We start from the raw sequence: 25,165 nt of genomic DNA on the forward strand, positions 1-25,165 counted from the left end.
GGCCGGGCCGCGACCGGCCGAAGGCAGCGGGGTGATTGCGCTGTGATTGCCGTTACGCGCAGACTTGGGGCGGGCAACGGTCCCGGCTCGGCGCGCACCGGGAGGTCAGGGGTGACGATATTCCGCACACTCACGCTCGTCGCAGCCGTATTGCTCGCCACGGCAGGCTGCGGTGACGATACCGGTACCCGGGCCGGCGGCGCGGGGTCTCCGGTGGCGCCCACCCCACCCCCGGAGTTCTGGTCGGGATCCGCCGACACCCCACAGCGGCACGCGGCCGTCGCCGAGGCGACCCGGCAGATCGACGTCTGCGCGCTGATTCCCCGCGCCACCCTCGGTGAGCTGGGACTCGGCGATATCCGGAGTGTCACCTTCGGCCTGTACTCGTGCCGGGCCACCCTCGGTCCCGCGGGCGCCCGCGAAGCCACCACACTCACCTGGCAGTCGACCCTGCTGCCCACCCTCACCCCGAACCGCGGCCGCAGCGGACAACTCGGTGATGTGAGCACCTTGGTCGTCCCCGGCCGGGACGACGATCCACGCGCCTGTGGCGCCACCGGCCGTTTCCCGGCCGGCGCCGCGTTCTACCTCAGTGTCTCGGCTCCGGACCGTGACTCCTGCGCGGTAGCCGATGGCTTGCTGTCCGGTATGATCGAGCGCTGGCGGCAGGCACCGCCCCAGGGCACTTCACCCGATACCGTCCCTACGGTGCTGCTGGGTGCGGATCCGTGCGCGGTGCGCGCGGAACTGACCGGCACCGCCGATACCGACGAGCGCCGCCTGACCCAATGCCTGTTCCGGTACCGGGACGAAACCGTCACGGTGGTGTACGACTACCGCGTTTCCGACCAGGTGCGGACCCGCAGCACCGAGGAGAAGATCGACGACCGCGCGGTGTTCCGCTCCACCTCGCTGTACGACAGCAGTATCCCGATCTACTCGACCGTCGTCGGTCACGAATTGCCCTCCGGAAGTACTGCTTTCGTCTCACGCCTGCCGGTTGTCGAGGTCACCTCGGCCACCGATGACGTGGCCCGCGAAGTGATGTCGCGGGTTCTGACCCTCTTCCCGCGGTGAGAGTCCCGGCGGCCCACCCCTCGTCCGCGCGGACCGCTCCGGATCTACTGCGCCCGCGGCAGGAACTGATCGTCCAGCAGCCCCGCGTAGTCGGGGAGCCGGGTTCCGGCGGCGATCGACCCCTGTGTTCCGGCCCAGGTACCGAGTTCGGTGAGCTTCCCGGCGAGCTCCGGGGTCAGTTGCGGGGTGAAGTCGAATTGCGATAGGACGTCCCGCAGCAGGGCGGGGTCGAGCTGGGTCGCGGTGGCCACGGCGACGACGGTGGTATCGGAGAGCTGCTCGAGTTCGGCGCCCGCATCGTCGAGCGCGGCGAAGAAGGAGGTGATGGCGGAGCTCTTCGCCGCGATCGCCGCCTGGGTCGCGAGGAAGAGGCTGTGCTGGCTGTAGCTGCCGCCGGTGAGTTCGACGGCGTCGGCACCCAGGGCCTGGACGACCTGTGCCTGATAGGGCTGGAAGATCGATACGGCGTCGACATTGCGCTGGGTGGCGGCAGTGACCGTCGCCGACGGGGAGACCTGGACCAGATTCGCCGCCACCGAGTGCTGTGCCAGTGCATCGGCCGCGAAGTAGGCGGCGCTCGTACCCAGTGGCGTACCGATCGACTTGCCCGCCAGGTCTTCGACGCGCTGGATACCCGCGCTCCGGCGGGCGACTATCCGTGCCCCCCAGCGCGCGCCGTCACCGACCACGCGCAACGACGGAGAGCGTGTGAGTACAGCCGCCGCGGCGCTCGGCGGCGACGGTTTCCCGGTCACCGTGGCGGGGGTCGGTGAATCCTGTGGGTGCCGAGCCACGCCGGAACGCCTCGCCGGCCGCTGAGAGCCGTCGCTTACCCGACCACTGATCGGCACCTCCGGAAACAGCCCCGTCGACCATGGCAGTCCCACCACCTCGCTCGTCGTGAACCGGTGGCAACCCGATCCGGGCAATCCACTGCTCAGGCCAGAGCAGTAAGCCACTCGACCCCCCTGAGTCCGCAGCCGCGGACCGTTCGGCGGGCCGCGGCGACAACGCCCGAACCCGCGACGGCCGGATCCGGGATCAGCCGGCGGGGGCGCTGTCCGGAACCTCCGGGGCGGCAGCGCGGCGGCCGGCCGAATCGGCCAGCAGGACGGCGAATCCGTCCAGATGCCGCGCGAGTCCGTATTCGAACAGTCCGTCGAGATCCGCGGTTGTCTCGTCCGGAGTCGCCGCGAGCCGGGGGAACCGGCCGGTGCCGAGCAGCTCGTGGGCGCGGGTACGCGCCGCCGCCCGCCAGCCGTCGAGTGTGACACCGGTGTTCTGCTCGGCCTCGGCCTCCTCCGCCATCGACAGCGCCGCGGCGAGGACGAGCGAGTGCAGTGCGAGGGCTTCGCGCATCCGGACCTCGGCGGACAAGCCCGACCCGTCGAGGGCCTGGAGGATCCATTCGGTCTGCGCCATCGTGTTGAGTGCGAGCAGCGGGCGGGTGAACGAGACGACCCGGGGCAGCCAGAGATGCCGTCGGCACAACTGCCATTGCAGACGGGCGATCCGCTCGAGGTCGGCGCGCCAGCCGAGCACACCGGGCTCCGGAAGGTCGATTTCCCCGAATACGGCATCGGCCATCTGGGTGAGCAGTTCGTCCTTGTTCGCTACGTGCCGGTACATCGACATGGGGCCGACACCGAGCTCGGCCGCCAGTCGTCGCATCGAAACCGCCTCGAGCCCTTCGGTATCGGCGATCGCGACGGCCGTGCGCAGTAGACGCTCACGATGCGGTTCCCCGGCGGCGGGCACCGGTCGCCGCGGCGCCCGGGTGATCGCCGGACCCGCCGCGGACGCGCTGACCACGGTGCCCGAACCGACCCTCGCCTCGACCAGGCCCGCCGCCCGCAGTACCGCCGTCACCTTGGTGGCGGTAGCCACCGCGACTCCCCACCGCTGAGCGATCTGCCGCACGGAGGGCACCCGGTCCCCGGGCCGGAGTTCACCGCTTTCGATCCGGGTACGAAGCTGCGCGGCGATCGCCTGATACGGCGGTTCCGCGGGATGCGCCTGTGCCGACATGATCCACCCTCTTTCGTGAGCACTATCCGTCCTCGGGCCGAGTGTACTAGTTCACCCCACGAGCGCACTAGTGCACTTTTTCCAGCGACAACTGGCTTATTGCAATGGCTTACACCTATTCTTTCGACACGCCGGATACATCGTATTGGTACACCGTTATCGCAATCGTATGCACGGCCGCCGCCTCTCCTCACCTGTTCCCGGCCCGGGGCGGGAACAGCGGCCGCGACAGGAGAACAGGAGAAGTGATGAAGAACCGGAGCATTCTCATATCCGGCGCCGGGATCGCCGGGCCGGCCCTGGCATTCTGGCTACACCGATACGGCTTTCACCCGACCGTGATCGAGCGCGCTCCCGCGCCCCGCACCGGTGGCCACCCGGTGGATATTCGCGGTACCGCCCGGGAGGTGGCCGAGCGGATGGGCATCGTCGATCGGGTCCGGGCGGCGAACACCGGAGCGCGGGGCATGGCCTTCGTCGACGCGACCGGCAAGCGGGTGGCGACGATGGACACTGAGGTTTTCGGCGATTCGGGCGGACCCGTGGCCGAAATGTCGATCCTGCGAACCGATCTCGCCCGGATTCTCCACGACCTCACCGGCGCCGACGTCGAATACGTCTTCGGCGAGACGGTCGGCGCCGTCACCCAGGACCGTACGGGTGTCCACGTCGGCTTCGAAAACGGCGCGTCCCGGCGTTTCGACCTGTTGGTCGGCGCGGACGGGGTGCACTCGAACATCCGGCAGTTGGTGTTCGGTCCGACGGAACGCTACCTGCGTGATCTCGGGTCGTATATATCGCTGTGCAACGCCACCACCGAACGGGACCACGACGGCTGGAGGCTGATGTACACGGTGCCCGCGGGCAACGGTCGACCCGGCCGGACCGCCGCCCTCTACCCGAAGCCCGAGCCCGGCACCGCCCTGGCCGGGTTCTTCCTCCGCTCGGACCCGGTGCCCTACGACCGGGACGATATCGGCGAGCAGAAGAGGATCGTGGCCCGCGCCTTCCAAGGGGACACGTGGGAGGTCCCCCGCATGCTCGCCGCCCTCCGGGATGCCACCGACTTCTACTTCGACCGAGTGGTCCAGATCGAGATGGATACCTGGTCCCGGCAGCGAACGGTGCTGCTCGGCGACGCCGGCTACTGCGCGTCGCCGATGTCCGGCATCGGTACCAGCCTCGCCCTCGTCGGCGCCTACATCCTGGCGGGCGAACTCGCCGCGGCCGACGGCGACCACATGGTCGCCTACCCCGCCTACGAGGCGAAAATGCGCCGGTTCGTGAACCGCGCCCAGGAATTCGCCCGCAACGCCGGCGACGGCGGCCTCATGCCGGAATCGCGACTCCAGCTCTGGCTGCGCAACCAGGCGATCCGCACACTCCGGTATCTGCCGCGACACCTCGTCGGCCGCGGCATGGAGAAGGTCGCCCACACGGTCGAACTCGACGACCGCGCCATCCCCGCCCAGCACTGAGACCTGGCACGAAGGAGAAAGAACATGCAAGCGAGCACATTCCTGTGGTTCGACGGATACGCGGAGGAAGCCGCCGAGCTCTACACCCGCGTGGTCGCGGAGTCGGCGATCCTGGACCGGCAACGGGACGCGAACGGCCGCGTCGCCACCGTCACTTTCGAGCTCGGTGGACAGCGCTGTATCGCCCACAACGGCGGACCGCAGTTCACCTTCGGCGGTGGGCTCTCGCTGTACCTCGAATGCGCCGGCCAGAAGGAAGTCGATACCGCGTGGGCGGCACTCACCGAAGGCGGGAAGGAGGGTCCGGGTGGTTCGCTGACCGATCGCTTCGGGGTCACCTGGCAGGTCGTTCCGACCGCGCTCGCGGACCTGCTGGCGGCCGCCGACCCGGCCGCGGCCGACCGCATCCTCACCGCACTACACGCCATGACCCGGATCGATATCCAAGGGCTGATCGAGGCACGCGACCGATGAGTGCCCGATCCGAGTCCGCGGCAGTGTGGCCGGCACGCTGGTCCCCGTGCTCGGGGCCGACCGCAGGGGGCCCGGCCGGGCCGGCGGAGCGGGGACGATTACGGGCCGCGTGGACACTGGCGCTGCTGACGACCGTGTGCGCGGAGTTGACCTTCACCGCTGTCGCGGTCCCGTTCACCTGGCTGCTCTTACCGCTGCTGATGGTGATGTACGGCGCCGGCGTCCTCCTGGTCCGCGAGGCCGCGGCCCGGGCCGGTGGCGGGTGGCCGAGCCTGGTCGTGCTCGGCCTGGCCTATCAGCTCGCGGAGGACGGGCTCGGGTTACAGGCTCTGACGAGCCCGCACATGTACGGTGCCGCCGACTGGGGATGGCGGGCTCTCGGGGTGAACTGGACCTACTGGGAATCGCAGATCGGGGTACACGTGGTGTTCAGCGTGCTGATCCCGATCATGTTGACCGACCTGCTCTTTCCGACCCATCGCGGGCGCCCGTACCTGCGCACCCACGGACTCGCGGGCACCGGGCTCCTGGCGGTGGCCGGAGTGGCCGGGCTGCGGTTCGCGATCTCGGCCACCGAGGACCCCGGCTATCGGACACCGTGGGCGTGGACGGCCGGATTCCTCGTCGCCATCGCGGCGCTGGCCTGGACGGCGCTGCGCGGCCTGCCGGGCCGGCGGATACCCGGTCCGGCGCCGGCGCCGACCGCACCGCGGGCCGCGCTCGCCGGTGGTGCGGCCGCGGCGGTGACCGTCGCGTTCCTGGCCCTGCTGCTGCCGCCCGGACTGGGGCCCGATCCGGTTTTCGGTGCGGGATTCCCCCGATTCCTCCCGCTGCCCTTGGCGGGTGCACTGGCACTCGGCTCCGGGTGGACGATACTGCGGTGGCACGGCGCGCCCGGTTGGAGCGACCGGCACCGCCTATGGGTGGCCGGGGGCATCCTCACCGGTCACACCGCGTTCATGATGCCCGCGTCACCGGTCGCCGCGGTGGCCGGCGCGGTAATCCTGGCGTTGGAGGTGATTCTGCTCGGGATACTGGCCCGACGACTGCCGAGCCGCTGCGGGTCGCGGCGCGTGCAGGCGTGACCACGGCCCGCGTGCGATACCGGCCGCGGCGGCCGACGCGGTTCACTACTCGGGTTCGCGGGCCCCGGCCGCGGGGGGCCCGGCGCGCAGTGCGGCCAGCGCGAGCCGGGCATAGCGACGCCAGATATCGGGATCCCGGATATCGAGATCGATCAGGGCGCGCGCCGCACCGGAGACCAGGACCTGGACATCCATTCCGGTGGCGTCCGCGCGCAGGCTGCCCTGCGCGCGCCCCAACGCCAGCATCTCGTCCAAATGTTGTTCCAGCCGTTCGTCGCCGAACCCTTCGACCCCGCTGAGGACCTCGATCATCAGCCGATCCTCGGCCAGCCGAGTGGTGACCTGTTCCAGCAGCACCTCGAGCGCACGGTAGGCGTCGGTGCGCGCCGCCTCGCGGGCGGCGGTGGCGAGCTGGTGGAACCAGTCGAGGTGCATCCGTGCCAGGGCACGGACCAGGTCGGATTTGGTGGGGTAACTGCGGTAGACGGTCGCCTTGCCCACACCGGCGCGCGCGGCCACCTGCGGGATGGTGGCCCCGATGCCGTACTCGGTGAACACTTCGATCGCCGCGGTCAGCACCCGCTCGTGGTTCTGCCGGGCATCGGCCCGGCGCCCGGCCCAACTGGTGGCGTCGTCGGTGTTCGTCGCGTCCCGCTCGGAAGTCGGCATGCCGGTCATCGTGCCGCCTGCGCGCCCGTCGGATACGACAGGTCGCACTGAGATCCACGCCTCACCACGGGGGTCGAGGTGAGTTGCTCCACATCCGCCTCCCTGAAGTGGACCCTCGGGTCCGGTTGCTCCTACCCTCGAGCATAACCGGACCACATGGTCCACATAATCACATGGAGGAGCACGCATGGCGTGGCAGTTGTTCCGGCTCGGCCGGTGGTCGTTCGTCCACCGCAGGGTGGTGGCGGCCGTCTGGGTGGCGCTGCTGGCCGTCCTGGCGGTCGGGGCGGCGACATTGTCGGGGAAGACGAGCGAGAAGTTCGAACTGCCCGGTATCGAGTCCACGCAGGCGTTCGAACTGATCGAGGAACGCAGTCCGCAGGCGAAACCCGATGGCGCGACCGCACGCGTGGTGTTCGAAGCGCCCGCGGGCCGGTCGCTGACCGAACCCGGCTACAGTTCGGCGATCACCGCGGCGTTGCGTGGGCTGACCACCGAGAATGTGCAATCGGTGGTCGATCCGGTCACCGGGGGCACCCTCTCCGAGGACGGCCGGGTCGGCTACGCCGCGGTCGGCTACAGCAAGACGGCCAACGAACTCCTCGATTCCGACCGGACCGCGCTGGAGAATGCCGCGCACGCCGCGCGGGACGCGGGGCTGCACGTCGCCGTCGGCGGTGACGCGCTCACCGAATTCGAGATGCCGCTGGCCGAGGTGATCGGCGTCGCGGTCGCGCTGGTGGTACTGGCGATCACCTTCGGATCGCTGGTGGCCGCGGGTATGCCGCTGCTGACCGCGCTGGTCGGGGTCGGGATCGGCATGCTCGCCATCACCACGCTGACCGGATTCGTCGAGCTCAGCTCGGTGACACCGGCATTGGGCACCATGCTCGGACTGGCGGTCGGCATCGACTACGCGCTGTTCATCATGTCCCGGTATCAGAGCGAGGTCCGCGCGGGCCGCTCGCTGGAGGAGGCCGCCGGGCGCGCGGTCGGTACCGCGGGCTCCGCGGTGGTCTTCGCCGGACTGACCGTCGTCATCGCCCTGGTCGGTCTGGCCGTGTGCAATATCGGGTTCCTCACCCAGATGGGCCTGGGTGGCGCGTTCACCGTCGCGATCGCCGTACTCATCTCGCTCACCCTGCTCCCGGCCATTCTCGGTTTCGCCGGCGACAAGGTCATGCGCGGAGGCCCGCGCTACCTGGCGAAGGAAACCGGCGGCACGGAGTTTCGCACCCACGGCCGCCGTTGGGTGGAGGGGATCTCCCGGCACAAGTGGCCCGCGCTGGCCGGCGGTATCGTCGTCGCCGCCGTGGCCGCTCTGCCGATGGCGTCCATGCAGTTGGCGCTGCCCGACGACTCCAGCAAACCCGCCGGGAGCGACGCCCGGGTGGCCTACGACCTGATCGCCGATAATTTCGGCGCCGGCGCCAACGGTCCGCTCGTCGTGGTCGTCGATACCGCGAACGCCCCCGACCCGGCCGCGGCAGTCCAGACGGCCACCGATCATCTGCAGGCACTGGCCGCGCGGGCGGGCTCGGATATCGCCGCCGTCGTCCCGGCGGTCACCAGCGCCGCCCCGCAGGCCCAGCAGGCCTTTACCCAGCAACTCGCGACGGTCCGGTTCGCCACCCTCACGGTGATCCCGGGCTCCGGGCCCTCGGACCAGGCCACCAAGGATCTCGTCGCCGAGATCCGCGCGGCCGTCGCCGATCTGCCCGCCGAGACCGGCGCCCGCGCGCTGGTCACCGGCCAGACCGCGGTCGGGGTCGATATCGCCAACAAGCTGACCCAGGTGTTCCCGATCTACCTCGCCGTGGTGGTGGGCCTGGCGATCTTCCTGCTGATCGCGGTGTTCCGCTCGCTTTGGGTGCCGCTCAAGGCGGCGCTGGGCTTCCTGCTCTCGGTCGGCGTGTCGCTCGGCGCCACCGTCGCGGTGTTCCAATGGGGCTGGCTGAACCAGCTCATCGGTCTCGACAGCACCGGCCCGGTGCTGTTCATCCTGCCGATCCTGTTGACCGGCATCTTGTTCGGACTGGCCATGGACTACGAGGTGTTCCTGGTCAGCCGGATGCGCGAGGCCTATGTCCATGGCGCACCGGCCCGCCGCGCCGTGCTCGAGGGGTTCACCCACAGCGCCCGCGTGGTGGTCGCCGCCGCGATCATCATGGTCGGTGTCTTCGCCGGGTTCGCACTCACCGACGATGTCATCCTGAAGACCATCGGTTTCGCGCTCGCGGTCGGCGTGCTCGCCGATGCCTTCCTGGTCCGCATGCTCATCGTGCCCGCGTTCATGTTGATCGTGGGCGAGCGGATCTGGTGGATGCCGAAGTGGCTGGCCCCGCTGGTGCCCACCTTCGATATCGAGGGCGAGAAACTCACCGAGCGTCTCGACGGCGCCTCCGGTGATCCTGCCGCGGAACGGGTGCTGGCCACCCACTGATCCGGCAGCACGCTGATCATCGCCCGGCCGGCCGGATCGGTCTGCTCGCCGCCGTGCCCGGACCGCGGCCGCCTCGACAAAGGCGGCCGCGGTCCGGGCACGGCTTGGAACCCCTGGCGCACCCCGAGCTATACGCTCGTCGAGCGCCTCCGCTCGGCCGGCGGGACCGGCACTTCGGAGCCGCGGTAGTACCCTGCACGGATACCGGAGTACGCCGGGCACCGGCGGCAACAGCCGAGCGTAGCGCGCGGACTACGACTCGCCTACCTCGGTGAATGCCTCGATGTGCGCGGCCGACCGGTGGCGCACGCGTCCTGGTCTCGTCCTCGATTCGCGGCGCCGAGCACCGCGATTCCGCTTGACCTGGAGTGCACTCCAACTTCTAGCCTGTGCTCATGCGATTCGCGTTCAAGACCTCACCGCAGGACACCACCTGGGCCGATATGCTGGCCGTCTGGCGGGCCGCCGATGATATCGATATCTACGAATCCGGATGGACCTTCGATCACTTCTATCCGATCTTCTCCGATTCCACCGGGCCGTGCCTGGAGGGCTGGACCACGCTGACCGCACTGGCCCAGGCCACCCAACGCCTGCGGCTCGGCACCATGGTGACCGGTGTGCACTACCGGCATCCCGCGGTGCTGGCCAATATGGCCGCCTCGCTCGACATCATCTCCGGTGGTCGTCTCGAACTCGGGATCGGCGCCGGCTGGAACGAGGAGGAGTCCGGCGCCTACGGCATCCCACTCGGCACCATCACCGAGCGCATGGACCGGTTCGAGGAGGCCTGCCAGGTACTCATCGGGTTGCTGAGCCGGGAGACCACCGATTTCGACGGCAAGTTCTATCAGCTGACCGGCGCCCGCAACGAACCCAAGGGTCCACAGCGCCCGCATCCGCCGATCTGTATCGGCGGCAACGGTGAGAAGCGCACACTCCGGATCACCGCCCGCTACGCCCAGCACTGGAATTTCGTCAACGGCACTACCGCGGAATTCGCGCGCAAACGCGAGGTCCTGGCGGCGCACTGCGCCGATATCGGCCGCGACCCGACGGAGATCCTGCTCTCGGCACAGCGACGACTCGACCCCGAACTCGGCTACGGAGACCTGATCGACTGGGCGGCCGCACTGGGAGACGAAGGACTGGATCTCGCGATCATCTACCTGCCGCCGCCGCACGATCCGGCGGTGCTGGAACCGCTGGCCGAGGCCATCCGGGATTCCGGGCTCACGTCGTGAACCGGCGCCGGACGGCTCGTCCCCGCATCTGCTGAACAGCTGTGCGCCGAAGGGGGCGAGTCCGCGGCGGAGCGAAGGCCGCGAGGCCCGTAGGTCCGGTCGAAGAGCGCGCACGGGAGTCCGGCGATGGCCGACGCCGTCGAGCGGTCGAGCACCGAGCGGCCGATCGACGATCCGGCGCCGGCACGGCATCGGCCCCGTCGCGGCCGGCGGTCGGACCCCCGCGCGGCCCGGGGCGGACCCGCTCAAGCCGTACGGGCGATAACGCGCTCGGCGAACCGGGACAGATTCGCGATCTTGGTGTCCAGGCTCTCGCTGTCCTGCTCGCGCGTGTAGGGGTTGCGGAAGCCGACGATCACATCGGTGACACCCTTGTCCTCGAGCCGCTTCACGCCGTCCACGGTGAAACCGTCCAGCGAGATGACGTGCACCTCGAAATCTTCGCGGGTTCCGTATTCCGCGCGCAATGTGTCGAGTTCGGCGAGCAGCCGGTCCAGTTCCGCCGGATCGCCGCCGGCGTGCATCCAGCCGTCCCCGAGCCGGGCGGCCCGGCGCAGCGCGGGACGGCTGTGCCCGCCGATGAGCAACGGAATCGGTGCGGTGGGCACCGGCGCCATCTTGATCGGCGGCAGGTCGTAGAACTCGCCGTGGAATTCGAAATATCCACCGGCGGTGAGACCGCGGACGATCTCGAGACATTCGTCCATCCGCTTACCGCGCTTGTCGAATGGCACATCGAAGATCTCGAAGTCGTCGGGCCACGGGCTGATCCCGACCCCCAGCCCGAGCCGGTTGCCGCTCAGCGCCGCCACCGACGTCGCCTGCTTGGCCACCAGCACCGGCGGGCGGATCGGCAGCTTCAGGACGAACGGGGTGAACCGCAGGGTGGTGGTGGCCGCCGCCAGGGCGGCGGCGAGCACGAAGGTCTCGACGAAGGGCTTGTCCTCCAGGAATTCCCGGCTGCCGTCCGGGGTGTAGGGATAGGTGGCGTCGGAATCGCGCGGATAGGCGATGCTGTCGGCCAGCACCATCGAGGTGTACCCGGCCGTCTCGGCGGCCTGCGCCAAGGGGATGTAGTAGGACGGGTCGGTCATGGTCTCGGCGTAGGTGAACCGCATATTCGGCCTTTCTGCTGATCGATTGAGTGAAGTAGAACACGTGCTAATTTTTCGCGATGGCAAAGCTGATCATCGCGTTGCACGGCACCGGCCTCGCTGCCCGGCTCGCCGCGCCGGAACTCCGGAACGTCCTGGCCGCCACGGGGGCGACCGCCGTCGCACTGAACATCGACGACGCCGATGTGGCACCCGCGATGATGCGCTTCGGCCCCGCCGCGCGGATCACCGCGCTGGTGTCGGTGTGGACCGACGGCGACCCCGCCGCCGCTCTCGACGCGGTGGCCGCGGCGGCAGAGGAACCCGCACCGCACGCCTACCGGGTACGCGAGCACGTCCGCCTGGACCCGCTGCCGGTACCCGACGGCATCCGCAGCGACGCCCTGGCCAATATCGCGCTGCTTCGCCGGCCCGAGTCGATGCCCCGGGCGGAATACCTGCGGTACTGGCTGGTCCACCACACCCCGATCGCGATCCGCACCCAGAACACCGTGGCCTATATCCAGAACGCCGTCGAGGAAGCGCTCACCCCGTCGGCACCGGATATCGCGGCCGTTGTCGAGGAACATTTCCCCATGGCCGCGATGACCGACCCGCATACGTTCTACGGCAGCGGTGGAGACAAAGCCGAACTCGACCGCCGAGTCACCGAACTGATGGCCAGCGTCGCCCGCTTCGGCGCGGACACCGGCCTGGACCTGGTGCCCACCAGCCGCTATCACTGGAACCTCTGAGCACACGACTCCGCTGCGGCCGCCGACGCTGTCCGGGTTCGCTCACCGGACCCGCGACCGTGCCCGGTAATCGTCGATACTCGAACCCTCCCGCGCTTCGACGGACCGGCCGGACCAGGATCACCTACGCAGCCCGGAGGGAACCGGTGACCTCGCGCCGCCGGTACGTGTCCGGGCACGGTACCCGGGGCGTCCCGGCGGTTCAGCGGATCGTGCCCGCCCCCGCGATGAGCGGTAGATCGAGGGGCGTGGCCCAGCCGGGCGGCAGTTCGTTGACGGCCGGGACGGCATTGAGGGCTCGCATACCGGTGGCCAGGCAGCCCGCGATCGCCGGGGTGCGGCCCGAACCGTCGGTGAAACGGAACGAGGTCTCCTGCGAAATCGACGGGCTCCCGACGATATCCACGCGATAGACGTCGTCGCGGGTGCCCGCCGGCCAGTCCGGCGCGGCATCGTGACCGATCCGGTTGACGTGTTCGAGGGTGATCACCTCGCGGCCGCGGAAGATACCGTTGACGGTGAACCGGATCGCCGCGACCGTGCCCGCCCGGACGGTGCCCTTCGCCGACCGACGCTCCACCGGGGTGACCCACTTGTCCCAGGTCGTGGTGATGTTGTCCAGCTGTATCCCCGCGGCCTCGGCGATCATCGGCACGGTCGGGCCCCACGCCATGATCAGCAGGTCCGGATGTTCGAGCAGGGCGGTGAATTCCGGTGGTTTGCCGATACCCATCTCGAATTCGTAGTCGCCCTCGTAATCGGTGTAGTCCAGCAACTCCGAGGCCCGCACCGACCGCACCTCACCGCACAGACCCCTGAGGGTCATCGGGAAGAGGTCGTTGGCGAACCCCGGATCGATACCTGTGGTGAAACAGGAGGCCCCGCCCGCCAGGCAGGCCTCGGTGATCGGATCCCGCCAGGCGCGCGGGGTCTTGTCCATCGCCGGCCACACCCACGGCGTCATCGCGGTGGAACACACGTCGATACCGGCACGCAGAAAGGCTTCGATCACACGGATGTTCTCATCGGCGAACTGGGCGGTAGGCCCGTAGTGGACCACCGCGTCGGGTCGCAGCGCGATCAACTCGTCGATCGAATCCGTCGCCACCGTCCCGGTTTCCGGAGCGCCGCACAGGTCGCCGGCGTCGAGGCCGACCTTCGCCGGGTTGCTCACGCCGACCCCGGCCAGTTCGAATCGCGGATGGCGCAGGATCTCGGCCAGCACCATCGATCCGACGGTGCCGGTCCCCCACAGCACGATCCGCTTCTTTTCTTCGGTCACGGTGGCTCCTCACCCGGTCAACGATGGAATTCGCCGCAGTCCACGGTCAGCATCTGCCCAGTGACCGCGCTGGCCAGATCGCTGGCGAGGAAGAGTGTCGCGCGAGCGACCTCTTCCGGCGCGGCGAGGCGCAACAGGTCCGTGGGCGCGGCCTTTTCGCGGTAGATGTCGTCATGGGTCACGCCGGCCCGGGTGGCCAGCCAGTCGAAGTACGCCTTGTTGATGTCCTCGTACACATACGACGGTGCGACGCTGTTGACCCTGATGCCGCGCGGGCCCAGTTCCGTCGCGAGCGACGAGGCGAGATGTGCCAGTGCGCCTTTCGAGAGTTTGTACCCGGAGTACTCGGGTTGCGAACTGTAGGACACGCACGAGTTGAGCATGATGATCGAGCCGCGGGTGGCCGCGAGCGCGTCCGCGAACAGCGCCGACAGACGCAAAGGCGCGAAGACGTTCGTCTCGTTGGCAGTGCGCAGCGCGTCGAGATCGATCCCGGTGATCGGGTCCATGGGCGGTATGGCGAAGGCATTGTTGATCAGGCAGTCGACCCGCCCGAATTCGGCCTGTACCCGCTCGGCCAGAGCGGCCCGCTGCGTCTCCTCGGTGATATCGGCCGGAACCGGCAGCACCGTCGTTCCGTCGGCCCGGATCTTTCCGGCCAGCCGCTCGAGCTTGCGTTCGGTTCGGCTCACCAGCACGAGGTGGGCACCCATGGCGGCGGCCTCCACGGCGAGCGCGGTGCCCAGACCGGGACCGACGCCGGAGATCACGACGACTCGGCCCTGCAGCAGGGGTACCGGCCGATAGGCCCGATCGGCGATGGCGGGGTCAGCGGACACGCCTACTCCTCCCAGACACAGTGGTTACACCGTGTAACGACTTTGTTGTGACAGACTGTAACGACTCCCGCTCCCGTGAACAAGGATCGATTCTGTGACCGCACGCCATCGTCTGGGCCCGCACCGCGACCCCGCCGTGGACCGGGCGGTACTCGAGGCCGCCCGCGATCTGCTGGTCGAGCGCGGTTACACCGCGACATCCATCGACGCGATCGCCACCCGCGCGGGCGTCAGCCGACCGGCGATCTACCGGCGCTGGCCGTCCAAGGCCCACCTGATCGCCAAGGCGGTGTTCCCGGATGTCGGCACGGCGGAGGTCGCCCCCGACCTGGCGACCGAGGTGCGCAAGGTGATCCGCGGGACGATCCGGCTGTTCGGTTCGGCCGAAGCCCGGGCGGCCATGCCCGGCCTCATGTCCGATATGCGCGCGGACCCGAACCTGTACGAGAAACTCTCGGCTCGGCTGGATACGCCCACCAGGCAGGAACTGTCGGAGTATTTGGCGGCGGGCCGCAGCGCCACCGGCCCCGTACCGGATGCGAACACCCTGCTGGACACCATCGCGGGCGCGGCCCTGTTCGCCATGTGTATCCGCGATATCGATGATCTCGACGGTTTCGCGGCGTCGTTGGAAGACCTACTACTACATGGCATCGCCGGACGACGCGACGAAGCCGACCGATCCGGCGAGCACGGTGACACAGCGGGCCGAGGGGGTCCGTGACGGCCGGCCGTCACCCCGCCCGACAGCGCCGCGCGGGCCGACACACCCGCTGCCCCGGGACACCGTCCGGCACGGAACTCGCCGGTGTGACACGGAATTCGCCGGTGTGACACGGAGTTCGCCGGTGTGACAGGATCGTTCGGTTCGTGACGCCGTACCGAGAAGGGCCCTGGAGTGGATCTGCGTTTCGGAGCCGACACAGCGTACCGGGTCCGGCGCGCCGTACTGGCGGTCGCGGTCGGCGCCGGAGTCCTCGGTACGCCGGCACCGGCCGTGGCCGACGATGGTATCGACCCCTATCTCGACCGCCTCGCCGAATCGGCGGACACCCCGTCGCTGCAATGGTCCGACTGCCAGGACGGGTTCCAGTGCGCGACAGCCCGGGTACCGCTGGATTACAACCGGCCGCGGGACGCACCGATCGAGTTGGCGGTCGTCAAACTGCCCGCCACCGACCCGGACCACCGCGTCGGCACCCTGTTCGTGCACTTCGGCGGGCCCGGGGCGTCGGGAGTCGACCGGCTGCGCGAACGAGCCCGGTGGCCCTGGCTGTTCTCCGAGGAACTACGGGCCCGATTCGACGTGGTCTCATGGGACAGCCGCGCGGTGTCGCGAAGCGCCCCGGTGCACTGTTTTCCCAGCGAGGACGAGCAAACGGCCTTCCTCGCCGCCATGCCGGCGATGCCGGCCGTCCCGGCCGAGGAGCCGCCGTTCTACGACTGGTCCGCCCGGTTCGCCGAGCGCTGCGCGCAGCAGGCGGGCCCGATCCTGAACCACGCGTCGACCGCCGACACCGCACGCGATCTCGACCTGTTGCGTCGCGCGGTCGGCGACCCGCTGCTCACCTATCACGGCATCTCCTACGGCACCCAGGTCGGCGCCGTGTATGCGAATATGTTCCCCGGCCGGGTCCGGGCCATGGTGTTCGACGGCTCGCTCGACTTCGAGGGCAATGTCAACGGTCACGACGGACAGGGCACCAAGGTGCCGCTGGACACTCGGCAGAACGTGGCCGACGCCATCTCCGCCACCTTCGATGCTTTCCTGCGCCAGTGTTCGGAGGCCGGCCCCCGCTGCGCGTTCTCCGCGGGCGACCCGAAACTGAAGTGGATCGCACTCATCGAGCGGGCCCGGCTCGCCCCCATCGAGCTGGACGGCCGCACGTGGACGTATTCGACGATCGTCAACGCGGCCGCCGGCCTGTCGCAGCCGTCCACCTTCCCCGACCTCGCCGCACTGCTCCAGCGGTTGTTCGACGCGGGCACCGCCCTTCCGGGCCTGCTGCCGGCCGGTGCGTCGTCCATGGGCAACCGCACCGAGGCCTACCACGCGATCCAGTGCACCGACAGCACCGTGCCGACCGATACCGCGATCTACAGTCGCGCCGCGATATCGGAGGACCAGCGGGTGCCGTACTTCGGGCGGGTCGCGGTATTCAGCAGTATCACCTGCGCGTTCTGGCAGGGTCACGCCGCCGACCGGTACACCGGACCGTGGAACCGGCACACCGCCGCCCCGATCCTGGTACTCAACAACAGGTTCGACCCGGCCACACCGCTGGCCGGCGCCTACGACGGCGCCGCGCAACTGGCCCGCGCCGGGGTCGTGGTCACCGAGGGGGTGGGCCACAGCAGTATGTACGTACCCAGCACCTGCACCGAACAGGTCAAACGGGAGTATCTGTTCACCGGCGACCTCCCGCCCGAGGACGCCCGCTGCGCAGCCGACGGGTCGCCGTTCGACTAGGGCTGTCGTGGCACCACCACCGCCGATGCCGCACCCGGCGCCGACGGTCCCGCCGTACTACAGCAGTCCCCGGGCGGCCAGGCTGCGGAACAGGTCGGCGGTGCCGAACTGCCACGGTTCGCAGTCGTCGCTGGTACGGACCCGGTTGATCAGGCTGCCCAGGGCCGGAGTGCTGATGGCGACCAGATCGTCGAGATGATGGGTGAATCCGAGTCCCGGTTCGGCACGGTCCTGGACGGGGGCGAACATGGTGCCGAGGAAGAGGACCACGCCGTCCGGGTACTGGTGGTGGCGGCCCATGAGCTGATGGATGAGATCCTGCGGGTCGCGGCTGATCTCGGCCATGGACGATTCGGCGCGCAGGCTGAATCCGTCGGTACCCCGCACCCGCAGCGTCACCGTCAGCTTACGCACCGCGTCGAGATCGAAGGTCTCGTCGAACAACCGGACGAACGGCCCGACGGCGGCGGAGGCGTTGTTGTCCTTCGCCGCGGTGAGCAACAGCGCCGACCGGCCCTCGAAATCGCGCAGGTTGACGTCGTTGCCGAGGCAGGCGCCGACGGCCCGGCCGGCGGACGAGATGAGCAGCACCACTTCGGGTTCCGGGTTGTTCCAGGTGGACCGCGGATGGACACCGATATCGGTGGCGGCGCCGACACCGGCCATCGGCGCGGATTTGGTGAAGATCTCGGCGTCGGGGCCCAGTCCGACCTCGAGGTACTGACTCCACCAGCCCTCGGCGACCAGTAGCTCCTTGAGCCGGGCGGTTTCGGCGGAGCCAGGGGTCAGCGCGGACAGGTCGGTACCGACGTGTTCGGTGATCTGCTCGCGCACCCGGTCGGCCAGGGTGGCGTCACCGCGGCAGCGTTCCTCGATGACGCGTTCCATCAGGGAGACCACGAAGGTGACGCCGGCGGCTTTGATCGGTTGCAGGTCGATCGGGCAGAGCAGCCTCGGGGTCTGCGGACGCCGTGATTCCGGCGGAGTGTGGGCGACGATCTCGGCGAGCGATCCCAGGTCCGGGCCGTCACAGTCGCGGACGAACGCGGCGGGGTCGTCGTATTCGGCCAGATCGCGCACGGTGGCGACCCGTGCCGTGATGTCGATCAGACGGCCGTCGCGCACCGTTACCACGCTGGGGCCGTCAGTACCCAGCACCCGGCCGACGAGAACGGCGCGGTCATGGTCGGCGGGAAGCAGGGTGTCGGCGGCCGGTGGCCAGGCGATGCTCACGATGCGGTCCTCGAGGTCGGGGCCGGCCCGAGGCTGCGCTCGAAACTCTCGTTCACCTCGCGGGTGAGCCGGCCGATGTCGCGGTGGTCGAACAGGCAGGCCCGCACCGCCGCGGCGCCCGCGTTCTGGAAGGCGATGGCGCCCGCGTGCCGGGGCCGCACCCAGGCGTCCTCGATCGTTGCCCTGGTCGCCCGGTAGAAGTCGCGGCTGTCGGCATTGACGGTGTCGTCGTCCCAGGCGGCGGCCAGCCCCGGCTGTCCTTCTTCGGCGGGAACGAACCGCCGCTGGGCGTCGGTGGACATGAGCCAGCGCACATGGTCGAGCAGGGCGTCGTCCGGGGCACAGCGGCTGCTGAACGCGATCCCGGTGCCGCCCAGGACCGATCCGCGCCGCCCGGCCCGGCCGCGCGGGGCGTTCCCGAACAGCAGTGGGCGCGGGCGACGGGTGTAGTTCACGTAGCCGTAGACGTGCGGGCAGAAGTCCGGCCCGTCGCCGGCCGCCATCCGCTCCAGCAGGGCGATGGGGTTGTCGTTGCCCGGGCCGGGCCGGGCCGGGACGAAATGCCGCAGCGTATCGATCGCCTCGCCGAATCGGTTCTCGTCGAGGAAGATGTCGCCGGTTCCGGGAGACGCGCCGTGGGCCACCGCGATGCCGCACAGGGTGAGGAACAGATGCGGCCCGGAAGTGGGGACCGCGACCGCCACCTGCCCGGCCAATTCCACGGCGTCCTGCCAGGTGTCGGGCACCGGAATACCGCCGTCCCGGCGCACGCAGACCTGGGTGGCGGCGTCCAGCGGCACCGCCCACAGCCGGCCCGCCATCTCGTAGGACCGCAGCGACGGCCCGACGCTCGCGACTCGCCAGGCGGCCAGTTCGGCGGGGGTGAAAAGCCCGTCGAGCGGTTGCAGCGCGCCGGTCTCGATCGCCTCGCCGACATGCGGATGATCCAGGACCACCAAGTCGTAGCATTGCGCGGTCTCCGCGATGGGCGCCGATTCGAACCCCTCGAGCGGCTGGATGTCCCAGCGGATCGCGCACGCCGGAGCGTCCGGGTGCCCGGCGGCGGCCCGCAGCGCGCGATAGCCGCGCGGATGATCCCAGGTGAGGCCCGCCCAGGTCATCGGCGCAAGTCCTCGGGCAGGGTGGCGGCGGGCAGGTTCTGGTAGGCCACCGGCCGGGCGAACCGCAGCGCGGCCGCGGTGCCGACCGAGGTCGAGACGGGCGCGGTGGTGGCGGGCCAGGGGCCGCCGTGCTGCTGGGCGTCGCTCACCGTCACCCCGGTGGGCCACTGGTTCCAGATGATGCGGCCCGCGCGTTCGGCGAGCAGATCGATGGCGTCGGCGGCCTGCTCGTCGGATTCCTCGGCACCCTGGACGGTCGCGGTGAGAGTACCCGCGACGAGTTCCAATACCGCCAAGGCTTGGGCCGCGTCCGCGTATTCGACGAGCACTGCGGCCGGGCCGAAGATCTCGGTGGTGACGAGCGCCGGATCGGCCAGTACGGCGGGTGCGGTGGTGGTGAGGATCTCGGCACTCGGCGCGTCGGGCGTGGCCGGTCCGGTGCGGGCGGTCTCGACCGCCGGATGCCGCGCCACCGCCGCGAGCGCCGCGCCGAATCCGTCGGCGATCCGCGGGTTCAGCATGGGGCCCACGGCGGGCAGGGTCAGCCGTTCGAGGAAACCGTCCAGGTCCGGGACCAGCACGACGCCGGGTTTGGTGCAGAACTGTCCGGAGCCGAGGGTGGCGGACCCGGCGAATCCGGTGACGATCTCGTCGGCGCGGGCGGCCCACCCGGCGCGGGTGATCAGGACCGGGTTGGTACTACCGAGTTCGCCGTAGAACGGGATGGGGTCCGGGCGCGAGACCGCCAGGTCGAACAGGGCACGCCCGCCGGCTTCGGAACCGGTGAATCCCACCGCGCGGATCCGCGGGTCCAGCACGGCCGTCGCGCCCGCCTCTTTGCCTTCGATCAGGCCGAAGAGTCCCTCGGGCGCCCCGGCGTCGCGCAGCCGGTCGGTGACCAGCCGGGCCGTCATCCGGGACAGTTCCGGATGCCCCTCGTGCGCCTTGACCACGACCGGGCAGCCCGCCGCGAGCGCGCTCACGGTATCGCCGCCGGCGACGGAGAAGGCGAACGGGAAGTTGCTGGCCGCGAAGACCAGCACCGGGCCGATCGGCACGTATCCGCGCCGGATATCGGGGCGGGCGCCCATGGGCCAGTCCGGATCGGCCGGATCCACCCGCGTCTCGAACAGCCTGCCCTGTTCGAGACGGTCGGCGAAGAGACGGGCCTGGAACGCGGTGCGTACCAGCTCGTTGCGCAGTCGCGGCAGCGGCAGCGCGGTCTCCCGATGGGCGCGGTCGGCGAGGGGCTCGGCCTCGGCGTCGAGGCCCGCGGCAATCGCGTGCAACCAGGCCGCGCGCTCGGTGACCGAGGCGCGCCGGGCCGGGCGGCGGGCCAGATGCGCGGCGGCGAGGACGTTCTCGAGCTTTACGGTGTCGGTCATGCGGTCGGCTCCTCGGTGTGCGGCATACGGTCGACGGCGAGTACGTGTTTGCAGACGAGCACCGTCTCACCGCGCTGGTTGACACCGGTGTACTGCTTGGTGACCAGGCCGATCCGCGGGTTGCGGTGTTCGGCGAGGTCGACGACCTCGGCGGTCGCCCGCACGGTGTCGCCGGGGAGGACAGGGCGGGGGAAACGGATCCGGTCGTAGCCGTAGGCGACGGCGCGGCCGTTGTATTCGACGGTGAGCCCGACGACCACGCCGAAGGTGAGCACGCCGTGGGCGATCACGCTGCCGAACTTCGGCTCGGCGTAGCCGGGATCGGTATGGGCCGGGTGATGGTCACCGGTGAGATCGGCGAACCGGGCGATATCGGCCGTTTCGATGATTCGGGTCCCCCCGATCGCTGTTTCGCCGAGTGTGTACTCCTCGAAGTACCGGTCCCGGAATTCGGGGGCGGTCATACCTTCGCTCCTTCGAACACCGCGTCGCTCGGGCGGTCGGTCACATGGTTGAAGTGGTCATCGCTGCTCTGGTCGGCATCGCTGCGGTAGCGCTTCGACAGGTAGACGGAGATGAACGCGACGGTCGCCATGAACACCATCCACACCGCCACCGGCCACCAGTGCCCGAAACCGGCGAACATGGCGGTGGCGATCAGCGGGGTGGTGCCACCCAGCAGGGCACCGCTCACCTCACGGGCGAAAGCCACACCCGAATAGCGCATGGCCGGCGGGAACATCTCGGCCAGGAACGCGGCCTGGGCCGCATAGCAGGTGGCCACCGCGCCGACGAAGCACACGACCAGCGCGAGGATTATCAGCGCGGGGGCGCGGGTGTCGATGAGGGCGAACATCGGGAACGCCCAGACAATGCCGAAGGCGGCACCGAACAGGAACAGTCGGCGCCGGCCGAACCGGTCCCCTATCCGGCCGAAGACCGGCATGAACACCGCGCCCGCCACCAGCACCACCGCATTGATACCGAGGCCGGCCATGGCCGCCAGACCGATATCGTTGGTGAGGTAGCTCAGCGCCCAGACCTGCGGGATATAAGAGAACCCGGAGAGCATGAAGTTCGAGCCGAGACTCAGCGCCAGGCGCCCCTTGGCCGTGCGGAACAGTTCCAGCAGCGGGATCTTGGTCTCGTCGGTCTTGGCCTGTTCGAAGCTCTCGGTCTCGGTGACGCGGCGCCGGATGTACAGGCTGATCACCAGCATGACCAGGCTCATCAGGAACGGGATCCGCCAGCCCCACTGATCGAAGCTGTCCCCGGTCAGCCACAGCACGACCTGGAAAGTGCCCAGGCCCAGCGCCGAACCGAGCCAGACGCCCCCGCCCGACCACGAGGCATAGAACCCGCGGTGACCGCGCGGCGCCGCCTCCGACGACAGCACGACCGCGCCGGCGTATTCCGCGCCGGCTCCGAGCCCCTGCACGATTCGCAGCAGGACCAGCAGGATCGGGGCGGCGATGCCGATCGAGTGATAACTCGGCAGCAGGCCGATGAGGGCGGTCGAGACGCCCATGATGCCGAGCGTGACGATCATGACCGGTTTACGGCCGATCTTGTCGCCGAGATGCCCGAACACCACGCCGCCGAACGGACGGGCGAAATAGCCCACCGCGAAGGTGGCGAACGAGGCCAGTAGACCGGTGGTGGGGCTGGCGTCGACGAAGAAATAGGAGTTGAAGACCAGGGCCGCGGCCGCGCCGTAGAGCGCGAAGTCGTACCACTCGACGAGGCTGCCGACCGCGGAGGCCGCGGCCGCGCGGCGCGCCTGCTGAACCGGTGGGGCGGTTGTAGTCATGGAGAGATCTTTCGGGGATGCGGGGTCAGGAGATCCGGGAGACGGCCGGAGACCGGTAGCAATGGACGGTGCCGGCGGATTCGAGCTCGTCGATCCGCTCGGCGCTCACGCCGAGTTCCAGCAGAATTTCCTGGGTGTGCTGGCCGTTGAGCGGCGCCGGCCGGTAGACCTTCTGGGTCTGGTTGCTCAGCCGGAACGCGAAACCGGGGGTCACCACGGTGCCCTCGGTGGGGTGGTCGTATTCGACGAAGGATCGGTTGTGGCGGACCTGCGGGTCCGCCTGTAGCTGGGTGTAGTCGTACACCGGACCCACCCACACGCCGGCGCGGCCGAGCGCGTCCAGCCAGTGCGCGGTGGTGTTCGCCGCGAGGTTCTCGGTGACGAGCGCGGAGATCTCGTCGCGATGGGTGAATCCGTCCCGTTCGGCGTCGTAGCGCCGGAACCGGTCGTCACCGAACACCTCGGCCAGGGCGTCCATCTCCGCGAAGGAGAGCGCGATATGACCGTCCGAGGTGGGGAAGACGCCGTACGGCGCCCGGATGTAGGAATGCGCGTGGATCTGGTCGCTGGGCTCCTGCGCGACCCCACCGACGGTGGCCACGCTGATCTCCTGCATCTGGGCCGCGATGAGCGAATCGAGCATATTGATCTCGACGAGCTGGCCCTCGCCGGTGCGTTCCCGATGGAACAGTGCCGCCAGCGCGCCTTCGAAGGCCGAGTAGGCGGTGATGGCGTCCGCCAGGAAGAACGGTGCCGGGCGCGGTGCCTCGCCGGTGCGCCGCGCACTCGCCAGCCCGCCGCTCATCGCCTGGAGCAGGACATCCTGCCCGGGCCGGTCGGCATAGGGGCCGGTCGCGCCGTAACCCGACATGGAGACATAGACCAGGTCCGGTTTGATCGCCCGCAGGGTCTCGTAGTCCACACCGAGCCGGCCCGCCACGCCCGGGCGGTAGTTCTGCAAGAAGACATCCGCGCCGCGCACCAGCTCGTAGAGCAGTTCGCGTCCTTTGGGGTCCTTCAGGTTCATCGATAGCGAACGTTTATTGCGGTTGAGCGAGAGGAACGAGGCATTCACTTCGTTGCCCCGGGCGCCGCCGGCCGATACGTGCCGCTGCCATTCGCCACCCACCGGCTCGACCTTGATCACATCGGCTCCGAGATCGGCCAGTTTCTGCGCAGCGAACGGTCCGGCCATGGCGATCGACAGATCCAGTACCCGGATACCGTCCAGCACATTCATCCTGCTTCTCCCTGCCTCGGGACCACTGTACGGGTGGTCACATGGTGTTCTGCGCCACGAATGTTAGCGGTAACGTTAGCGGTAACGCAAGGCTTCGAATAGCCGACGAGCCGCACGGCTACGGTTCGGTGAATGCGCTGTACCCGAGCGGACACACCCGGCCGGGTATGCTCCGCACACGGCGAGAGACAGGGTTTCGGGAGGTGGCGTGGCCGGAGTGGAACGGCGCCGGCGCGTACGCGCCAAATCGTCCACCAAATCGGTCACCATGCAGGATGTCGGCCGCGCCGCCGGTGTCTCCGCGCAGACCGTCTCGCGGGCATTGAGTTTCCCGGACCAGGTCTCCGAGGAGACGCGGCACCGGGTCGAGCGCGCCATCGCCGACACCGGCTACCTGCCGAACCTGGCCGCGAGCAGCCTGGCCTCCAACCGCAGCCGCACCATTGCCGCGATCCTGCCGGTCATCTCCACATCGATCTTCTCCGACACCCTGCGCGCCGCCGCCACCCGGCTCACCCCCGCCGGCTACCAGTTGATCGTCGGCTACACCGACTATCACCCCGAACGCGAAGAAGACCTGGTGCGCGGATTCATCCAGCGCCGACCGGACGGTTTCTTCATCGTCGGCACACTGCACACCCCGGAAACGTTGCGACTCCTACGGAGTTACGGCGCACCCGTCGTGGAGACCTGGGACTGGATCGACGATCCCATGGACACCCTCGTCGGCTTCTCCAACGAATCCGCCACCGGCGACCTGGTGCGTCACCTCGTCGCCCGTGGCCACCACAAGCTGGTCTTCGCGGGCACGATCGGCTCCGGTGACGCCCGGGCGCTGCGCCGTCGCGACGGGTTCGCCCACGCCGTCGGCGAACTCCTCCCCGGCGAGCCGGTCCGGATCGTCGAACTCCCCGACCGCGATATCTCCATGGACACCGGCGTCGCCCTGCTCGACACCACACTCGAACGCTTCCCGGAAGCGACCGCCGTCATGTTCGCCACCGACGTCTTCGCCGTCGCCGCCGTACTCGCCGCGCAGCGCCGCGGTATCGCGGTCCCGGATCGACTGGCCATCACCGGATTCGGCGATTTCGAGATGTCCCGCCATCTCAATCCGGCACTCACCACGGTCAGCGTGGATATCGACGCCATCGGCACCCGGGCCGCGGATCTATTGCTGGCCCGGCTCACCGGCACCACCGTCGAGTCCGCCACGGTGGATGTCGGGTACCGGATCGTCGCCCGCGAGAGCGCCTGAGCGATCGCGCGGTGCCGGGCCCGCGTCGGCCACCACACCACAGCCGGAAACCGAACGCCCGATGGGACTCACCTGCCGGTGCGCTGCGCACCGGCTGCCGGGAGATTGCCGGAATCGGCCCACCTCCCCATGCCGCCTCCCCACCCGTGGAAAGAGACCGATGCGTCGGACGAATAACGC

Annotated in this window: 22 protein-coding genes; 10 read left to right on the forward strand and 12 right to left on the reverse strand. The window is 69.4% G+C overall.

All coding sequences use genetic code 11. From position 1 onward, the window contains the following. The first annotated feature begins 111 nt into the window (after positions 1-111). Positions 112-1,077, forward strand: a complete 966-nt coding sequence (locus tag ACQPYS_RS17905; protein WP_433490249.1) for a peptidase — start codon at positions 112-114, stop codon at positions 1,075-1,077. 44 nt (positions 1,078-1,121) lie between these two features. On the opposite strand, the gene ACQPYS_RS17910 is transcribed toward ACQPYS_RS17905, so the two are convergent. Further along, a complete protein-coding gene (locus ACQPYS_RS17910) occupies positions 1,122-1,766 on the reverse strand; it encodes an ABC transporter substrate-binding protein (protein WP_433493072.1) in 645 nt (214 codons plus the stop codon). Positions 1,767-2,118: 352 nt separating this feature from the next. Further along, positions 2,119-3,105: a GntR family transcriptional regulator gene (locus tag ACQPYS_RS17915; RefSeq protein WP_433490250.1), complete on the reverse strand. Its 987-nt coding sequence runs from the start codon at positions 3,103-3,105 to the stop codon at positions 2,119-2,121. Between the two features lie 248 nt (positions 3,106-3,353). On the opposite strand from ACQPYS_RS17915, the gene ACQPYS_RS17920 reads away from it, so the two are divergent. The 3 genes from ACQPYS_RS17920 to ACQPYS_RS17930 are packed head-to-tail and all read left to right on the forward strand — an operon-like array spanning position 3,354 to position 6,142. Continuing rightward, on the forward strand, positions 3,354-4,583 hold the full coding sequence (locus tag ACQPYS_RS17920; RefSeq protein ID WP_433490251.1) for an FAD-dependent monooxygenase: 1,230 nt from the start codon (positions 3,354-3,356) through the stop codon (positions 4,581-4,583). A 24-nt stretch (positions 4,584-4,607) separates the two neighbouring features. Next, entirely contained in the window at positions 4,608-5,057 is a 450-nt protein-coding gene (locus ACQPYS_RS17925; protein WP_433490252.1) for a VOC family protein, read from the forward strand. Then, complete coding sequence (locus ACQPYS_RS17930) at positions 5,054-6,142, forward strand: hypothetical protein (protein WP_433490253.1); 1,089 nt, start codon at positions 5,054-5,056, stop codon at positions 6,140-6,142. The genes ACQPYS_RS17925 and ACQPYS_RS17930 overlap by 4 nt, the downstream gene beginning before the upstream one ends. Before the next feature lie 45 nt (positions 6,143-6,187). Here the strand turns inward: ACQPYS_RS17930 and ACQPYS_RS17935 are convergent, their stop codons facing one another. Then, positions 6,188-6,811 carry a TetR/AcrR family transcriptional regulator gene (locus ACQPYS_RS17935; protein ID WP_431937635.1) on the reverse strand — a complete coding sequence of 208 codons (624 nt, stop codon included), beginning with the start codon at positions 6,809-6,811 and terminating at the stop codon, positions 6,188-6,190. Between the two features lie 187 nt (positions 6,812-6,998). Between ACQPYS_RS17935 and ACQPYS_RS17940 the strand changes: the two genes are divergently transcribed. Then, the gene (locus ACQPYS_RS17940) at positions 6,999-9,254 is read left to right on the forward strand and encodes an MMPL family transporter (RefSeq protein WP_433490254.1); all 2,256 of its coding nucleotides are present in this window, start codon (positions 6,999-7,001) and stop codon (positions 9,252-9,254) included. A 395-nt stretch (positions 9,255-9,649) separates the two neighbouring features. After that, a complete protein-coding gene (locus ACQPYS_RS17945) occupies positions 9,650-10,498 on the forward strand; it encodes an LLM class F420-dependent oxidoreductase (RefSeq protein WP_433490255.1) in 849 nt (282 codons plus the stop codon). 245 nt (positions 10,499-10,743) lie between these two features. Here the strand turns inward: ACQPYS_RS17945 and ACQPYS_RS17950 are convergent, their stop codons facing one another. After that, complete coding sequence (locus ACQPYS_RS17950) at positions 10,744-11,616, reverse strand: TIGR03619 family F420-dependent LLM class oxidoreductase (RefSeq protein WP_433490256.1); 873 nt, start codon at positions 11,614-11,616, stop codon at positions 10,744-10,746. A gap of 56 nt (positions 11,617-11,672) precedes the next feature. On the opposite strand from ACQPYS_RS17950, the gene ACQPYS_RS17955 reads away from it, so the two are divergent. After that, the gene (locus ACQPYS_RS17955; protein ID WP_433490257.1) at positions 11,673-12,347 is read left to right on the forward strand and encodes a hypothetical protein; all 675 of its coding nucleotides are present in this window, start codon (positions 11,673-11,675) and stop codon (positions 12,345-12,347) included. Between the two features lie 202 nt (positions 12,348-12,549). Here the strand turns inward: ACQPYS_RS17955 and ACQPYS_RS17960 are convergent, their stop codons facing one another. Beyond that, positions 12,550-13,575 carry an NAD(P)H-dependent amine dehydrogenase family protein gene (locus ACQPYS_RS17960; RefSeq protein WP_433493073.1) on the reverse strand — a complete coding sequence of 342 codons (1,026 nt, stop codon included), beginning with the start codon at positions 13,573-13,575 and terminating at the stop codon, positions 12,550-12,552. 71 nt (positions 13,576-13,646) lie between these two features. Next, a complete protein-coding gene (locus ACQPYS_RS17965; protein ID WP_433490258.1) occupies positions 13,647-14,468 on the reverse strand; it encodes an SDR family oxidoreductase in 822 nt (273 codons plus the stop codon). Between the two features lie 94 nt (positions 14,469-14,562). On the opposite strand from ACQPYS_RS17965, the gene ACQPYS_RS17970 reads away from it, so the two are divergent. Further along, entirely contained in the window at positions 14,563-15,192 is a 630-nt protein-coding gene (locus tag ACQPYS_RS17970) for a helix-turn-helix domain-containing protein (RefSeq protein ID WP_433490259.1), read from the forward strand. Positions 15,193-15,366: 174 nt separating this feature from the next. Beyond that, positions 15,367-16,938 carry an alpha/beta fold hydrolase gene (locus ACQPYS_RS17975; RefSeq protein ID WP_433490260.1) on the forward strand — a complete coding sequence of 524 codons (1,572 nt, stop codon included), beginning with the start codon at positions 15,367-15,369 and terminating at the stop codon, positions 16,936-16,938. A gap of 57 nt (positions 16,939-16,995) precedes the next feature. On the opposite strand, the gene ACQPYS_RS17980 is transcribed toward ACQPYS_RS17975, so the two are convergent. The 6 genes from ACQPYS_RS17980 to ACQPYS_RS18005 are packed head-to-tail and all read right to left on the reverse strand — an operon-like array spanning position 16,996 to position 23,727. Continuing rightward, on the reverse strand, positions 16,996-18,171 hold the full coding sequence (locus ACQPYS_RS17980) for a fumarylacetoacetate hydrolase family protein (protein ID WP_433490261.1): 1,176 nt from the start codon (positions 18,169-18,171) through the stop codon (positions 16,996-16,998). Then, entirely contained in the window at positions 18,168-19,292 is a 1,125-nt protein-coding gene (locus tag ACQPYS_RS17985) for a hypothetical protein (RefSeq protein ID WP_433490262.1), read from the reverse strand. The genes ACQPYS_RS17980 and ACQPYS_RS17985 overlap by 4 nt, the downstream gene beginning before the upstream one ends. Continuing rightward, complete coding sequence (locus tag ACQPYS_RS17990) at positions 19,289-20,677, reverse strand: aldehyde dehydrogenase (NADP(+)) (RefSeq protein ID WP_433490263.1); 1,389 nt, start codon at positions 20,675-20,677, stop codon at positions 19,289-19,291. The genes ACQPYS_RS17985 and ACQPYS_RS17990 overlap by 4 nt, the downstream gene beginning before the upstream one ends. Further along, positions 20,674-21,141, reverse strand: coding sequence for a MaoC family dehydratase (locus tag ACQPYS_RS17995; RefSeq protein WP_063035125.1), 468 nt, complete (start codon positions 21,139-21,141; stop codon positions 20,674-20,676). The genes ACQPYS_RS17990 and ACQPYS_RS17995 overlap by 4 nt, the downstream gene beginning before the upstream one ends. Further along, on the reverse strand, positions 21,138-22,487 hold the full coding sequence (locus tag ACQPYS_RS18000; RefSeq protein ID WP_063035126.1) for an MFS transporter: 1,350 nt from the start codon (positions 22,485-22,487) through the stop codon (positions 21,138-21,140). The genes ACQPYS_RS17995 and ACQPYS_RS18000 overlap by 4 nt, the downstream gene beginning before the upstream one ends. Before the next feature lie 25 nt (positions 22,488-22,512). After that, on the reverse strand, positions 22,513-23,727 hold the full coding sequence (locus tag ACQPYS_RS18005) for a CaiB/BaiF CoA transferase family protein (protein WP_433490264.1): 1,215 nt from the start codon (positions 23,725-23,727) through the stop codon (positions 22,513-22,515). Between the two features lie 208 nt (positions 23,728-23,935). On the opposite strand from ACQPYS_RS18005, the gene ACQPYS_RS18010 reads away from it, so the two are divergent. Further along, complete coding sequence (locus ACQPYS_RS18010) at positions 23,936-24,985, forward strand: LacI family DNA-binding transcriptional regulator (RefSeq protein ID WP_433490265.1); 1,050 nt, start codon at positions 23,936-23,938, stop codon at positions 24,983-24,985. The last annotated feature ends 180 nt before the right edge of the window (positions 24,986-25,165 follow it).

Source organism: Nocardia grenadensis (genome assembly GCF_050942415.1).
Classification (GTDB): domain Bacteria; phylum Actinomycetota; class Actinomycetes; order Mycobacteriales; family Mycobacteriaceae; genus Nocardia; species Nocardia grenadensis.

Excerpts from the sequence above, each read along its gene's own strand:
- ACQPYS_RS17985 (WP_433490262.1), bottom strand. The coding sequence starts at position 19,292 with ATGACCTGGGCGGGCCTCACCTGGGATCATCCGCGCGGCTATCGCGCG.
- ACQPYS_RS17920 (WP_433490251.1), top strand. The coding sequence starts at position 3,354 with ATGAAGAACCGGAGCATTCTCATATCCGGCGCCGGGATCGCCGGGCCG.
- ACQPYS_RS17925 (WP_433490252.1), top strand. The coding sequence starts at position 4,608 with ATGCAAGCGAGCACATTCCTGTGGTTCGACGGATACGCGGAGGAAGCC.
- ACQPYS_RS17935 (WP_431937635.1), bottom strand. The coding sequence starts at position 6,811 with ATGCCGACTTCCGAGCGGGACGCGACGAACACCGACGACGCCACCAGT.
- ACQPYS_RS17915 (WP_433490250.1), bottom strand. The coding sequence starts at position 3,105 with ATGTCGGCACAGGCGCATCCCGCGGAACCGCCGTATCAGGCGATCGCC.
- ACQPYS_RS17945 (WP_433490255.1), top strand. The coding sequence starts at position 9,650 with ATGCGATTCGCGTTCAAGACCTCACCGCAGGACACCACCTGGGCCGAT.
- ACQPYS_RS17960 (WP_433493073.1), bottom strand. The coding sequence starts at position 13,575 with ATGGTGCTGGCCGAGATCCTGCGCCATCCGCGATTCGAACTGGCCGGG.
- ACQPYS_RS18000 (WP_063035126.1), bottom strand. The coding sequence starts at position 22,487 with ATGACTACAACCGCCCCACCGGTTCAGCAGGCGCGCCGCGCGGCCGCG.
- ACQPYS_RS17995 (WP_063035125.1), bottom strand. The coding sequence starts at position 21,141 with ATGACCGCCCCCGAATTCCGGGACCGGTACTTCGAGGAGTACACACTC.
- ACQPYS_RS17955 (WP_433490257.1), top strand. The coding sequence starts at position 11,673 with ATGGCAAAGCTGATCATCGCGTTGCACGGCACCGGCCTCGCTGCCCGG.
- ACQPYS_RS17990 (WP_433490263.1), bottom strand. The coding sequence starts at position 20,677 with ATGACCGACACCGTAAAGCTCGAGAACGTCCTCGCCGCCGCGCATCTG.
- ACQPYS_RS17950 (WP_433490256.1), bottom strand. The coding sequence starts at position 11,616 with ATGCGGTTCACCTACGCCGAGACCATGACCGACCCGTCCTACTACATC.
- ACQPYS_RS18005 (WP_433490264.1), bottom strand. The coding sequence starts at position 23,727 with ATGAATGTGCTGGACGGTATCCGGGTACTGGATCTGTCGATCGCCATG.
- ACQPYS_RS17930 (WP_433490253.1), top strand. The coding sequence starts at position 5,054 with ATGAGTGCCCGATCCGAGTCCGCGGCAGTGTGGCCGGCACGCTGGTCC.
- ACQPYS_RS17940 (WP_433490254.1), top strand. The coding sequence starts at position 6,999 with ATGGCGTGGCAGTTGTTCCGGCTCGGCCGGTGGTCGTTCGTCCACCGC.